This window comes from Pseudonocardia sp. ICBG1034, assembly GCF_020131375.1.
Taxonomy (GTDB): domain Bacteria; phylum Actinomycetota; class Actinomycetes; order Mycobacteriales; family Pseudonocardiaceae; genus Pseudonocardia; species Pseudonocardia alni.
The window spans coordinates 691,269-704,742 of the sequence record NZ_JAHLEK010000015.1 but is presented as its reverse complement, the minus strand read 5'-3'; the positions used below and the strand labels follow the sequence as shown (position 1 = coordinate 704,742).

Here is a 13,474-nt window from a genome sequence, read left to right as displayed (position 1 = left end):
GCCGTCGCGGACCTTCGCGAGGTGTCCCGTCCGTCCCCATCGGACTTCGGACTTCATGATCGTTCGTACCTGTTCCGTGGACACCCCCGGATCGCCCGGCACGACCCCGCACCCCCACAGACGACGAGACGGCGCCGCCCCTGCATCGCTGCAGGTCACGGCGCCGTCCCGGCCGTTCAGAAGGGTCAGGCCCTCTCGTTCTCCCGGGCCCGCAGGTCCTTGCGCAGGATCTTGCCCGAGGCCGACTTCGGGATCTGGTCGATGAACTCGACCACGCGCACCTTCTTGTGCGGCGCGACCTTCTCGGCGACGAAGCCCATGACGTCGTCCTCGGTCAGGTCCTCACCCGAGGCCTGCTTCACCACGAACGCCTTGGGGACCTCCTCGCCGTCGGCGTCCTTGACCCCGATGACCGCGGTGTCGGCGATCTTGTCGTGGGTCAGCAGCAGCGCCTCCAGCTCGGCGGGCGGCACCTGGTAGCCCTTGTACTTGATGAGCTCCTTGACCCGGTCGACGATCGAGTAGACGCCCTCGTCGTCGACGACGGCGATGTCACCGGTGTGCAGGAAGCCGTCGGCGTCCTTGGTGGCGTCGGTCGCCTCGGAGTTGTTGAGGTACCCGACCATCACGTTCGGGCCCTTGACCCACAGCTCGCCGCGCTCGCCGACGCCGACCTCCTCGCCGGACTCCGGGTCGACCAGCTTGCACTCGATGTTCGGCAGCGCGAAGCCCGACGAGTTCAGGTCGAGGTCGCCGCGGTCGTCGGGCATGCAGTGGCTGACCGGGGACAGCTCGGTCATGCCGTAGCCCTGCAGCACGGTGCAGTCCAGCCGCTTGGCGACGGCGCGGCCGAGCTCGCCGTCCAGCGGGGCGGCACCGGAGAAGATCGTCTTCACGCAGGACAGGTCGAACTTGTCGATGATCGGGTGCTTGGCCAGCGCGACGGCGACCGGCGGGGCGATGTAGAGCCGGTCGACCTGCAGGTCCTGGGTGATGGTCAGGAACTGCTCGAGGTCGAACTTCGGCATGGTGACGACGGTGGCGCGCGCGTGCAGACCCTGGTTCATCATCACGGTCATGCCGTAGATGTGGAAGAACGGCAGGAACGCCATGATCTTGGTCTCGCTGGTCACGTCACCCATGACCTGGATCTGGAGCAGGTTCGCCACCAGGTTGCGGTGGGTCAGCACCACGCCCTTGGCCAGGCCGGTGGTGCCGGAGGAGTAGGGCAGCACCGCGGTGTCGTCCGCGGAGGTGGTGAGCTCCGGGGCAGGCGCGCCCGAGGAGACGAGGTCGCGCAGCGAGTCGTGGCCCTCGGTGGCGTCGATGGTGAGCACGACGTCCTCCGACAGCCCGGCCTCCTTCGCCCCGGCCACGGCGCGGTCGAGGAACGGCGAGACGGTGATGACCATCTTCGCGCCGGAGTCCTTGAGCTGGTGGGCCAGCTCGCCGCCGGTGTACATCGAGTTCGCGCTGGTCACGATGCCGTTGGCGCGCAGGATGCCGTGGAACAGCGCCGCCCACTGCGGCAGGTTCGGCGCGAACAGCGCGACGACGTCGCCGGTGCCGATGCCGCGGGCGGCGAGCCCGCCGGCGATCTTCTCGACCAGGCCGTGGAACTCGGTGTAGGTCAGCTGGTCACCGGTGGTGCCGTCGACGATCGCCGGCGCGTCCGCCCGGTCGCCGAACCCGTCGGCGAACAGGAACTCGGTGAGCGAGACGTCGGGGATCTCGACGTCCGGGTACGGGCTGCGCAACGACAAGGTTCGCTCCTTCGCGATGACCTGCGGGACGGGCGGCGCGGAGATCCGGCCGGGTTCGGCGCCATGCTAAGCGCACCGCACACGTGCCGTCGTCGTGGCGCCGCGAAAAGTTACCCGTGGGTCACTGGAACAGGTGCTCGAACGCCGCCAGGTTCGCGGTCGACTCGCCGTTCTCGCTGCGCCAGGCGTACTCGCGGCGGATGGAGGACGCGAAGCCCAGCTCCAGGAAGGTGTTGAAATCGCCGTCGGCGGCCTCCAGCACCGAGCCGAGGACACGGTCGAGCTCGTCCGCGGTGACGGCGTGGCGCGCCAGCCGCCCGACGAGGTGGATGTCCCCGACACGGTCCAGGCAGTAGTGCACGCCGTAGAGCCTGGCGTTGCGCAGCAGCATGAACCGGTAGACGCCCTCGTGGTTCTCGTCGGGCCTGCGGCACACGAACGCCTGCACCGCGAGGGTCTGCTCGCGCAGGATCAGCCAGGTCTGGGTCTGGAGCCGGGCCTCACCGGGGAGGGTGACCAGCCACTGCCCGGGCCCGCGGTGGACGTGCTCGGCGCCGGAGTCGGCCAGCGCGGCCCCGATCCGCTGCTCCAGGTCGCTCATACGTCCCTCCGTCGCCGCGCCGCGAACTCGGTGCGGGCCTCGTCGTAGGCGCCCAGCAGGGCGTCGGTCGTGCGGTCCCAGGAGAAGCGGTGCGCGTGCGTCGCCGCGGTCCGCCCCATCTGCTCGCGACGGCCCGGGTCGAGCGCGAGCTCGCCCAGCGCGTCGGCCCAGTCGGAGATGTCGTGCCCGGTGACGAGCAGCCCGGACCGGCCCTCGGCGACGGCGACCGGCAGCCCGCCCACCCGGGTCGCCACCACCGGCGTCCCGCACGCCTGGGCCTCCAGCGCGACCAGCCCGAAGGACTCGTTGTGGCTCGGGACGGCGACGACGTCGGCCGCCCGGTAGACCGTCACCAGCTCGTCGCCGGCCCGGGGCGGCAGGAACCGGACGAGGTCGGTGATCCCCAGCTCGGCCGCCAGCTCGTGCAGCGACGTCGGCTCGGCCAGCCCCGACCCGGACGGCCCGCCCGCGACGAGCACGACGAGGCGCTCCCGCAGCCCCGGTGCGCGGGCGGCCAGCTCGGCCGCGGCGCGCAGCAGCACGTCGGGGGCCTTGAGCCGCTGGATGCGTCCGACGAACGCCAGCACCACCGCCCCGGCGGGCAGGCCCAGCTCGGCGCGGGCCGCGGCGCGGTCCCCGGGCCGGAAGCGGTCGGTGTCCACCCCGGGCGGGATGGTGACGGTGCGGCGCGGGTCGGCGTCGTAGAGGTCCAGCAGCTGCTTGGACTCGATCTCGGTGTTCGCCACCAGCCGGTCGGCCTCGGCGACGACCTGGTCCTCGCCGATCACCCGCACCCGCGGCTCGGGGGTGTCCCCGGCGGCGAGCGCGGCGTTCTTGACCTTGGCCAGGGTGTGTGCGGAGTGCACCAGCGGCACCCCCCAGCGGTCCCGGGCCAGCCAGCCGACCTGGCCGGACAGCCAGTAGTGGGAGTGCACGACGTCGTACCAGCCCGGGTCGTGGCGGGCCTCGGCCCGCAGCACCCCGGCGGTGAAGGCGCACAGCTGGCTCGGCAGGTCGTCCTTGCCGAGACCCTCGAAGGGGCCCGCGGCGACGAACCGGACCGTCGCGCCGGGCTCCAGCTCGACCGTCGGTGGCTGCTCCGACGACGTGGCGCGGGTGAAGATCTCCGCCTCGACGCCGCGGCGGGCCATCCGGATCGCCGTCTGCGCGACGTAGACGTTCATCCCACCGGCGTCGCCGGTGCCGGGCTGCTCGGTCGGGGAGGTGTGCACCGACAGCACCGCGACCCGTCGGGGCAGTCGCTCACTCACCCGAGCATCCTGACACGGCGCCGGAGCGCCAGCGCAGCCACCAGCGCCCGCAGCGGGTCCGCGGCGTGCCAGTCGTCGCCGCGGCCGGGCCAGGCCGGGACGGTCACCGTCGCGCCGTCGTCGAGGTCGACGACCAGCTCGTCGTGCCGGTGCAGCCGCCCCGGGGGCGCGGTCTCCCCCAGCGCGGCCAGTGCCAGGACGACCTCGGGGTCGGCCGTCCACGGGCCGGGGGTGCCGGTGCCGCGGGCGGTCCCGGCGACCCGCTCCGAGGCCAGTGGCACATCGAGCAGCTCCGCGAGGGCGGCGGGGTCGGGCCCGCCGGGGACGGCGGGCAGCGCGTCCAGCGCGGGCAGCACCCACGGCGCGTCGAGGACGACGGCGTGGTCGGTCGGCGCGACCGACCCGGTCACCGTGCGGACCCGGTCCGGCGGGTCGACGTCGTCGAGGTCCACCCGGCCGTCCGCGACGGCCGCGGCGAGCGCGGAGTAGGCGGCCGCGGCCACCTCCCCGGTCACCGTGCGCGCCGGGTCGGCCAGCCGGTCGAGCAGCGCGGTGACCTCGTCCGGCCCGTCGACGACGACCCGGTCCCGGACGCCGACGGCGGCGAGCACCGCGTCGTCGACGCCGGGCAGGGCCCCGACCTCCTCGTAGAGCCCGGCCAGCCCGGTCGCCGAGCGCAGCCGCCACGTGCCGGCCAGCCGGCCGCCGAGGCGGACGTGGCGCGACAGCCACCAGGCGGTGTAGCCGGTGAGCAGCGCGGCCCGGGTGTCGCGGTCGCCGGCGAGCAGGGCCAGCGCCGCGGGCCAGCGGTCGTCGGCGACGAGGTCGAGATCGCGTACGGCGGGCGGGGGGTCGCCGTCGCCGGGGTAGTGCTCGGCGTCGTGCAGCACGTCGGGGTCGAACGCGACGACCGTGAACCGGTCCAGCACGCCGGCGGCGACCAGGGCGTCGCGGGGCACGTCGGCCCACTCCGGCCCCAGCACGCCGACCGGGGCGTCCGGGTCGAGCAGGTCCCGGACGGCGGCGTCGGGCAGGACGAGCTCGTCGGCGCGGGCGGGGCGGCCGTCCTCGTCGGTGAGGGCGAGGGCCCCGAACCGCGGGTCCGGCGTCGCGCCGGGGGTGTCGAGCAGGGCGAGGACGGCGCGGGCCGCCGGGGTGGTGTCCAGGCCCGCCTCGGCGTCGTCGACGGACCGCTCCACGGCGGCGTGCAGCGCGGGCGCGTCGAGCAGGGTGTCGCGGTCGGCGTCGGCGGCCCCGAGACGGCGCAGCAGCGGGTGGACGGCGTCGGGGTGGGCGATCCGCAGCTCGGGGAGCGCCGCCGCCCCGGCCGGGTCGCCCCCGACGGGGAGCAGCACCGAGGCGGGCCCGGGCACCAGGCGGCCGTCGACGAGCGGGACGGGCAGCGCGCCCAGCTCGGCGGCCAGCCCCGGGACGGTGTCGGCGGCCGGGGCGAGCGCCGCGTACAGCTCCCGCCACCGGCCCGGATCCGCCTCGAGGCCGGTGAGCCGCTCCGCCAGCGCGGCCGGGCCGACCCGGTCCACGCCGAGCCCGGCGGGCGGGACGACCCCGGACGCGACGAGGCGGGCGAACGCCGGACCGGTCGCGGCGAGCAGCTCGGGCAGCCCGTCGGCGGGCACGTCGAGCCACTCGGCCCGCTCCGGTGCGAGCACGTCCGCGTCGCCCGTGGCGGCGGGGAGCCACGGGGTGCGGGTCAGCGCGGCGGTGACCGCCTCGCGCAGCCGGCCGTCGAGCGGTGAGCGCGGGAACCCCGGCTCCGGCACCAGGGCGGTGCGGTCCGCGGGGCCGACTCGCCGGACGAGGTCGGCGTAGGCGGCCGCCGCGGCGTCGACCAGCACGTCGACCGCCGGGTCGTCGGCACGGATCCGGCGGCGGTCCGGGTCGAGCGGGAACGGTGCGACCAGCCGGGCGGGCAGCGACAGCTGCTCGGCGCTGCGGGTGGGGGCGTGCAGGACCTCGCCGTCGTCGGGTCCGTACGGGGCGGGCCGGTCGCCGCGGCGCGGCAGCGCCCAGCGGACGCCCGCGTCCCCGGTGACCAGCAGGTACCCGGCGTCGCCGACGCGCACCCGGCCGTCGCCGAGGTCGGTGCGGGCGACGGTCACCGGGCCCGCCGTGACCGACTCCAGCCCCGGCAGGGCCAGCAGCAGGTCCCCGGCGGTGCGCGCGAGCTCGTCGAGCAGGTCGTGCGGGTCGGTGCCGGGCGCCGGGCGCAGCCGGACCTCGGTGGCGAACCCGGGCGGCGGCGGTTCCTCCTCCGGCGCGGGCCAGGCCAGCCGCAGCACCGGCACCCGGGCGTCGCGGGCCAGCTCGGCGGCCGCGGCACCGCCCAGCCGGGCCACCTCGACCGCGGTCCGCGCGGCCGAGAACGCAACGGCCCCGGCCGCCGTCACCAGCCGGGGGTCGGTACAGACGGCGAGCACCGCGGCGAACCCGACGCCGAACCGGCCGGTCGCGCCGGCCGCGTCCCGCTTGGCCGAGGCCCGCAGCGCGGCGAGCGCGGCGACCCCGGCGGCGTCGAGCGGGGCACCGGTGTTGGCGACGCGCAGCTCACCGTCCACCACGACGGCCCGGACCCGGCCGGGCAGGTCCGCGGCGAGCGCGGCGTCGGCGGCGTTCTGGAGCAGCTCGGCGACCCAGGTGTCGGCGTACCCGCCGCGGCGCAGGTCGTCCTCGGCGTTGACGTCCTCACGGAACCGGGTCGGCGACGACGACCAGGCCGCCAGGACCCCGTCCCGCAGCGCCGCCGTGCCGAACGGGTCGGTGCCGTCCGCGACGCCGGGAGGGCTCAGGACCCGACCGGCTCGAGGTCGACGCCGTCGTCGTAGACCAGGGCCGAGACGTGGACCGGGGAGCCGGACGGCTCGGCGACCGAGGAGTGCGCGCCGCAGCCGAAGCCGACGGCGACGACCTGGGCGTCGGCCGGGGAGGAGCCGTTCGCGCAGACCCCGAACACGCCCTGCAGCGACCCGGCGAGCGGCACCAGGAACCCGCAGGTCCCGCAGGACGCGGGGGCGGACCGGGCGAGGTCGGCGGCCGGGCCGCGCTCCCCGTCCTGCCAGCGCTCGGCGGCGGCGATGCGGCCCTCGAACGACAGCACCCGCTCGCGGCCGAGGCCGACCTCGCGGGCCAGCGCGTCGACGGCCGGGTCCCCGGAGTCGACGTAGCCCGGTACCAGCCGGGGGTCGTCGGCCGGGGTGGGCAGCAGGTCGCCGGGCTTGAGGTCACCGGGGCGCACACGCTGGTCCCACGGCACCCAGTCCGGCGCGACGAGCGCGGTCGAGCCGGGCAGCAGCACCGACTCCGAGACCGTCACCGGCCCGTCACCGGCCGCGGCGGCGACGGTGACCGCCCACCGCCAGCCGCGGTAGCCGGGCAGGTGCGCGGCGAAGGAATGGGTGACCGAGCCGTCGTCCTCGACGGTCGTGCCCAGGTGCGCGCCGACGGCGGCCACGGCCGCCTCGTCACCCAGCTCGTCGGCCGCCTCCTCGACGGCCGCGGCCCGCGCCTCGTCCACCGCGTCGAACAGGTGCGACGGCGCGGGTGTCACCCGGGACTGCGGCGTCTCCGCCCGCTCGTCACCGGAGTCGCCGACCTCGACACCCACCTCACCAGTGCTCACCTCACCAGTGTGCCACCCGTGCCCGGGCATCCTGGGCGGGTGCCCGCCCGAGCGCTGCTCCGCCGCCCCTCCGTGACGGGGCTGCTCCCCCTCCTGCTCGCCCTGGCGGCCTGCGGGGCCGCGGCCCCGGCGCCGGGGCTGCCCGACCCGGGCCCCGTTCCGGTGGTCCGTCCGCAGGTCCTCGCCGAGATCCCGCACGACCCGCAGGCGTTCACCCAGGGCCTGGAGCTGCGCGACGGGACCCTCTACGAGGGGACCGGCCGGGTGGGGCGCTCGCAGCTGCGCGCGCTGGACCCGGCGACGGGCGCGGTGCGGGCGGCGAGCCCGCTGCCGCCGGCGTACTTCGGGGAGGGCATCACCGTCGTCGGGGACCGGATCTGGCAGCTGACCTGGCAGGACGGGGTGGCGGTCGAGTGGGACCGGGCGGCGCTGCGGCCGCTGCGCGAGGTGCCCGTCGACGGCGAGGGCTGGGGGCTGTGCCTGCTGGGCGACCGCGTGGTGCGCTCGGACGGCACCGACCGGCTGTTCTTCCACGACCCGGCCGACCTGGCGGGGACCGGCTCGGTGGCCGTCACCCTGGACGGCGCCCCGGTGACCCGGCTCAACGAGCTGGAGTGCGTCGGCGACCGGGTGTGGGCCAACGTCTGGCAGACCGACGACCTGGTGCGGATCGACCCGTCGACCGGGGTGGTCGACGCCGTCGTCGACGCGACCGGGCTGCTGCCGGCCGGGCAGCGGGCCGGGGCCGACGTGCTCAACGGCATCGCCCACGTCGACGGCGACGAGTACCTGCTCACCGGGAAGCTGTGGCCGACGACGTTCCGGGTGCGGCTCCCGGTGCCCCCGGCCTGACCCGCGCTGCGCCGGGCGGGTGACACCACCCGGCGGGATCGCCGGAACCGTCGGTGCCCGCCTGCACAATGACCGCGTGGCACCGAACCCGTTCCGCAGCCGCCGCCGGGCGGCCGGGTCGAGACGTGGCCCGGACCCGCGCTCCTCCCCGACCACCACCCCGATCGCCTCGGACCCGGCGCTGCGCCGTGCGCGCTCCGCCGGTGCCGCCACCGACGAGCTGCCCCGCCCCGGCCCGGCCACGGTCCCCCGCAGGTTGACGGTCACCCGGGTCGCCGTGCACCGCACCCGCGAGCTGGGCGGGCGCGCGGTCGCGCTGTTCCGGCGCGCCGCGACCGCCGACGGTGCCGACCGGTCCGGGCTGACGGCGCTCACCTACGCCACGATGCTGACCTACGCGCTCGACGCGGCGGTCGCCGTCGCGCTGGCGAACACGCTGTTCTTCGCGGCGGCGACGGCGGAGTCCACCGCGAACGTGGCGCTCTACCTGGCGATCACCGTCGCGCCGTTCGCGCTGGTGGCGCCGGTGATCGGTCCCGCACTGGACCGGTTGCAGCGGGGCAGGCGGATCGCGATGGCGGTGTCCTGTGCCGGCCGCGCGGTGCTCGCCGTGGTGCTCGTGTTCCACCTCGACGACTGGCTGCTCTACCCGGCCGCGCTGGGGATCATGGTGCTGTCCAAGTCGTTCCTGGTGCTCAAGGCGGCCGTGACCCCGCGGGTGCTGCCGTCGACGATCACCCTGGCGACGACGAACTCCCGGCTCACCACGTTCGGGATGGCCGCGGGCGGGATCGCCGGGGCCGTCGCGGGCGGGGCGGCGCTGGCCGTCGGCGGGGCCGGGCCGCTGTGGTGGACGGCGGTGCTCGGCGTCGCCGGTGCCGTGCTCTGCCTGCGGATCCCCCGCCGGGTCGAGTCCACCGCGGGCGAGGTGACCGCGGCGGTGCCCGCCACCCGGCCGGGCAAGCGCCGGTCCCGCGCCCCCGCGACGCGGGCGGTGCTCGTCGCGCTGTGGGGCACGAGCACGGTGCGGGTGCTGACCGGGTTCCTCACGCTGTTCGTCGCGTTCGTGGTGAAGGCGGGGGCCGAGCAGTCCCCCGACGGCGATCCCACGGGCCAGCTGGTGGTGATCGGGATGGTCGGCGCGGCCGCCGGCGTCGGGCTGTTCGCCGGCAACGCGGTGGGGGCGCGCAGCCGCTTCTCCCGGGTCGAGCCGGTGGTGCTCGCGGCGGCCGCGGCGGCGGTGCTGGCCGCGGCGGCGGTGGCACTGCTGCCGGGGGTCCCGACGGCGGTGGTCGCGGCCCTGGTCGCGTCGACGGCGAGCGCGCTGGCGAAGGTCTGCCTCGACGCGGTGGTGCAGCGCGACCTGCCCGAGGACGCGCGGGCGTCGGCGTTCGGGCGGTCGGAGACGGTCCTGCAGCTGGCCTGGGTGCTGGGCGGGGCGATCGGGGTGCTCGCCCCGCACGACACGTTCCGGACCGGGTTCGTGATCGTGACCGGGGTGGTGGCGGTGTTCGCGCTGCAGGCCGCGCTGGTGCGCCGCGGCACCTCGCTGGTGCCCGGTCTGGGGCCGCGCCCGGCCGTCGCCCGCTGAGGGCCCGCCCGCGCGCCGGGCCCGGATCCGTACGCTGGTCGGCGTGATCACCCGCCCCCGACCGCGCCCCCGCCGGTCCGCCGGCGTGCTGGCCGGGACCCTGGCCGCGGCCGCCCTCGTCCTCGCCGGGTGCGGCGGCGAGGCCCCGACGGTGACGTTCGACGTCGGTGGCACCTCGCTGACCGCCGCGCCCACCCAGTTCTGCGACACCAGCCTGCAGAACTGCCAGGACGCCCCGAACGCCCGGGTGACCGCACAGGTCCCGCCCGGGACGGAGGTCCGCATCACGGTGCCCGAGGAGGTCTCCTCCGCGCCCTGGCAGGTCGCCTACGCGTTCACCCGCGGCACCGACCCGACCCCGGTCCAGCAGCGCAGCGCGATCGCCGCGCCGGACACCCGCACCGACTTCACGCTGTCCCTGCCCGAGCCGGGCGACCGGCTCGTCACCGCACAGGTGCAGGTGTTCGGGGCGCCGCCGTCGATCGACCCGGAGAGCACCGACATCCAGTTCCCGGTCCGGGCGACCTGGGTGCTGGTCGGCGAGCAGGGCTGAGCGGGCGCGACCCGGGGCTCAGCGGACCGCGCCGAGCAGCCGGGCCAGCGCGGCGTCGGAGTCGGCCTGCGCGTCGCGGTCGTGGGTCGAGGAGAACACCAGCAGCTCGTCGGCGCCGGTGCGGGCCACGAGGTCGTCGAGCCGCTCGGCGACGGTGTCGGGGTCGCCGACGATCGCGTTCGCCAGCGCCCGGTCCACGGTCTCGCGCTGGCGCCGGGTCGTCGCGCGGTGCGGGTCCGGCGGCTCCAGCGGCGGGAACTCCCCGGTGGTGCGGGCCGCGGCGTGCGCCCACGCCTCGGACAGCGCCAGCTGCGGGTCCCCGACGAGCACGTCGGCGGACACCACCAGGTGCGCCGCGTCCCCGGCCCGCTCGCGGTAGTCCGCCAGCGCCGCCGGATCGTCGAGCACCGGTCCGCCGACGACGGCAGGCAGCCCCAGGTCCCCGGCCAGCGGCAGCCCCGCGCCGGTGGCGAGCAGGAACAGCGGTACGGCGTGCTCCAGCCGCGGCCGGGCCGTCACCGGGCCGCTGCCGTCGAGGAAGGAGCGGAGCTCGTCGAGGGCGGCGCGGAACTCCGCGTCGTCGGCCCCGCCGGCGCGCAGGGCGCGGCGGACCGGCTCGGTGAACCCGGGCGAGCGGCCGATGCCCAGGTCGATCCGCCCGGGATGCAGCGCCTCCAGCAACGCCACCTGCTCCGCGACGACGAGCGGCTGGTGGTTGGGCAGCATGATCCCGCCCGAGCCGACCCGGATCCGCGAGGTCGCCGCGCCCACCGCGGCCATCAGGACCGGCGGGCTGCCCGACGCGATCCCGGGCACGGCGTGGTGCTCGGCCACCCAGAACCGGTGGTAGCCGAGCTGCTCGGCGCGGACGGCCCGCGCCACCGTGCCGCGGACCGCGGCGGCGTCGGGCTCCCCGGCCCGCGTCCGCGAGCGGTCCAACATCGACAGGCGCACAGTCGCCCCAACGCCGCCCGCACCCGCCGCCATTCCGCCGCGCCCGGCAGCGCCCCGGTCAGCCGTCCAGGTCGCGGGCGACGGCCCGCACGACCTCGGCGGCCAGCTTGCAGGTCTTGCGGTCCGGGTAGCGCCCGTGCCGCAACGCCGGCTGGATCTTGTTCTCCAGCAGACCCATCATGTCCTCGATCAGACCGTGCAGCTCCTCGGCGGGGCGGCGCGCGTTCTCCACCGCGGACGCCTGCTTCTCGACGATGCGCACGGAGAGCGCCTGCGGCCCGCGGCGGCCCTCGGCCATCCCGAACTCGACCCGCTGGCCGGACTTGAGCGCCTCCACGCCGGACGGCAGCGCCGCCTTGCGCACGTAGACGTCCTCACCGCCGTCCTGGGAGAGGAAGCCGAAGCCCTTCTCCGCGTCGTACCACTTCACCCTGCCGGTGGGCACCGTCGTCCTCGATTCCTGCTTGCTGTGTTGCTGCGTGCACGACAAACGCGCCCGGGCTCGCCGGACGCGCCGTCACCGATGGTACGCCTGGGGACCCGTCCGGGTCAGGCGTTTCGGACGTTCGCCGCGTCCTCCAGCTCCAGCAGCCCGACCGACTTCTCCCGCATCTCGACCTTGCGGACCTTGCCGGTGACCGTCATCGGGAACTCGTCGACGACGAGCACGTAGCGCGGGATCTTGTAGTGCGCCAGCTTCCCGGTGGCGAACTCGCGCAGCGTGTCGGCGGTCATGGGCGCGGCGCCCTCGCGCAGCACCACCCAGGCGCAGAGCTCCTCGCCGTAGCGCTCGTCGGGGACACCGATCACCTGGGCGTCGACGACGTCGGGGTGGGTGTAGAGGAACTCCTCGATCTCGCGCGGGTACACGTTCTCGCCGCCGCGGATGACCATGTCCTTGATCCGGCCGGTGATGTTGAGGTAGCCCTCGTCGTCCATCACGGCGAGGTCGCCGGTGTGCATCCAGCGTGCGCGGTCGATGACCTCGGCGGTCTTCTCCGGCTGCTCCCAGTAGCCCAGCATCACCGAGTAGCCACGGGTGCACAGCTCGCCCGGCTCGCCGCGCGGCAGCGTCCGGCCGGTCTCCGGGTCGACGACCTTGACCTCCAGGTGCGGGTGCACCCGCCCGACCGTGGACACCCGGCGCTCGAGGGAGTCGTCGGCGCGGGTCTGGGTGGACACCGGGCTGGTCTCGGTCATGCCGTAGGCGATGGTCACCTCGGTCATGCCCATCCGGTCGACGACCTGCTTCATCACCTCGACCGGGCACGGCGAGCCGGCCATGATCCCGGTACGCAGGCTGGACAGGTCGTAGTCGCCGAAGCCGGGGTCGTTGAGCTCGGCGATGAACATCGTCGGCACCCCGTAGAGCGAGGTGCAGCGCTCCTGCTGCACGGCGTGCAGGGTCGCCTTCGGGTCGAAGCCCGGCGCCGGGATGACCATCGTCGCGCCGCTGCTGGAGCAGGCGAGGTTGCCCATGACCATGCCGAAGCAGTGGTAGAAGGGCACCGGGATGCAGACCCGGTCGGCCTCGGTGTACCCACAGGTCCGGCCGACGTAGTAGCCGTTGTTCAGGATGTTGTGGTGCGACAGCGTCGCGCCCTTCGGGAACCCGGTCGTCCCGGACGTGTACTGGATGTTGATCGGGTCGTCGGCCGTCAGCGACGCCTGCACCTGCGCCAGCTCGTCGCGGCGGGAGGCGTCGCCCGCGGCCAGCGCGTCCCACTCGGGGGAGCCGGTGATCACGACGCGCTGCAGGTCGGGACAGTCCGCCCGGACCTCGGCGATCATCTTCTCGTAGTCGGAGGTCTTGAACGACGACGCCGACACCAGCGTCGAGATCCCGGCCTGCTTGAGCACGAACTCCAGCTCGTGGGTCCGGTAGGACGGGTTGATGTTGACCAGGACGACGCCGATCTTGGCCGTCGCGAACTGGGTCAGCGTCCACTCCGCGGTGTTCGGCGACCAGATCCCGACCCGGTCCCCCACGGTGAGACCGGCGGCGAGCAGCCCGGTGGCCAGGTCGTCGACGGCGGTCCGCAGCTCGCGGTAGGTCCAGCGGCGCCCGGTCTGCACCTCGACGAGCGCGTCGTTGTCGGGGACGCGGGCGACGGTGCGGTCGAGGTCGTCACCGATGGTGTCGCCGAGCAACGGCGTGTCCGAGGTCCCGGACGCGTAGGACGGGACGGCGGGGGTTGCGGCGGCTGAGGTCACGACGTCGTACTCCTCGGGCGGTTCGGTGCGGGTCGTCA

Annotated in this window: 11 protein-coding genes; 3 read left to right on the top strand and 8 right to left on the bottom strand. The window is 75.5% G+C overall.

What is annotated here, in order from left to right:
• Nucleotides 1-185: 185 nt before the first annotated feature.
• From KPF22_RS04940 to KPF22_RS04920, 5 genes are all read right to left on the bottom strand, one after another.
• Nucleotides 186-1,763 (bottom strand): AMP-binding protein, encoded by a 1,578-nt coding sequence (locus KPF22_RS04940; RefSeq protein ID WP_224401361.1) that lies wholly within the window; start codon nt 1,761-1,763, stop codon nt 186-188.
• A 121-nt stretch (nt 1,764-1,884) separates the two neighbouring features.
• The gene (locus tag KPF22_RS04935) at nt 1,885-2,364 is read right to left on the bottom strand and encodes a YbjN domain-containing protein (RefSeq protein ID WP_208818907.1); all 480 of its coding nucleotides are present in this window, start codon (nt 2,362-2,364) and stop codon (nt 1,885-1,887) included.
• Nucleotides 2,361-3,635: a D-inositol-3-phosphate glycosyltransferase gene (gene mshA / locus KPF22_RS04930; RefSeq protein WP_208818906.1), complete on the bottom strand. Its 1,275-nt coding sequence runs from the start codon at nt 3,633-3,635 to the stop codon at nt 2,361-2,363. The genes KPF22_RS04935 and mshA overlap by 4 nt, the downstream gene beginning before the upstream one ends.
• Nucleotides 3,632-6,238 (bottom strand): sacsin N-terminal ATP-binding-like domain-containing protein, encoded by a 2,607-nt coding sequence (locus tag KPF22_RS04925; RefSeq protein WP_374107482.1) that lies wholly within the window; start codon nt 6,236-6,238, stop codon nt 3,632-3,634. The genes mshA and KPF22_RS04925 overlap by 4 nt, the downstream gene beginning before the upstream one ends.
• A gap of 200 nt (nt 6,239-6,438) precedes the next feature.
• Nucleotides 6,439-7,272, bottom strand: a complete 834-nt coding sequence (locus KPF22_RS04920; protein WP_307799039.1) for a DUF3027 domain-containing protein — start codon at nt 7,270-7,272, stop codon at nt 6,439-6,441.
• Between the two features lie 39 nt (nt 7,273-7,311).
• Between KPF22_RS04920 and KPF22_RS04915 the strand changes: the two genes are divergently transcribed.
• The 3 genes from KPF22_RS04915 to KPF22_RS04905 all read left to right on the top strand — a co-directional run bounded on the left by KPF22_RS04915 (nt 7,312) and on the right by KPF22_RS04905 (nt 10,268).
• Nucleotides 7,312-8,124, top strand: a complete 813-nt coding sequence (locus KPF22_RS04915) for a glutaminyl-peptide cyclotransferase (RefSeq protein WP_224401359.1) — start codon at nt 7,312-7,314, stop codon at nt 8,122-8,124.
• Between the two features lie 76 nt (nt 8,125-8,200).
• Nucleotides 8,201-9,715, top strand: a complete 1,515-nt coding sequence (locus tag KPF22_RS04910) for an MFS transporter (protein ID WP_224401358.1) — start codon at nt 8,201-8,203, stop codon at nt 9,713-9,715.
• A gap of 43 nt (nt 9,716-9,758) precedes the next feature.
• On the top strand, nt 9,759-10,268 hold the full coding sequence (locus KPF22_RS04905; protein ID WP_178375886.1) for a DUF2771 family protein: 510 nt from the start codon (nt 9,759-9,761) through the stop codon (nt 10,266-10,268).
• 18 nt (nt 10,269-10,286) lie between these two features.
• On the opposite strand, the gene KPF22_RS04900 is transcribed toward KPF22_RS04905, so the two are convergent.
• From KPF22_RS04900 to KPF22_RS04890, 3 genes are all read right to left on the bottom strand, one after another.
• Entirely contained in the window at nt 10,287-11,210 is a 924-nt protein-coding gene (locus KPF22_RS04900; RefSeq protein WP_244325943.1) for an MsnO8 family LLM class oxidoreductase, read from the bottom strand.
• Between the two features lie 70 nt (nt 11,211-11,280).
• Nucleotides 11,281-11,667 carry a cold-shock protein gene (locus tag KPF22_RS04895; protein ID WP_062398128.1) on the bottom strand — a complete coding sequence of 129 codons (387 nt, stop codon included), beginning with the start codon at nt 11,665-11,667 and terminating at the stop codon, nt 11,281-11,283.
• 104 nt (nt 11,668-11,771) lie between these two features.
• Entirely contained in the window at nt 11,772-13,436 is a 1,665-nt protein-coding gene (locus KPF22_RS04890) for an AMP-binding protein (RefSeq protein ID WP_208818903.1), read from the bottom strand.
• Nucleotides 13,437-13,474 lie beyond the last annotated feature (38 nt).

Bases quoted from the DNA above. Each gene is read 5' to 3' on its own strand.
- KPF22_RS04935 (WP_208818907.1), bottom strand. From the start codon at position 2,364: ATGAGCGACCTGGAGCAGCGGATCGGGGCCGCGCTGGCCGACTCCGGC.
- KPF22_RS04900 (WP_244325943.1), bottom strand. From the start codon at position 11,210: ATGTTGGACCGCTCGCGGACGCGGGCCGGGGAGCCCGACGCCGCCGCG.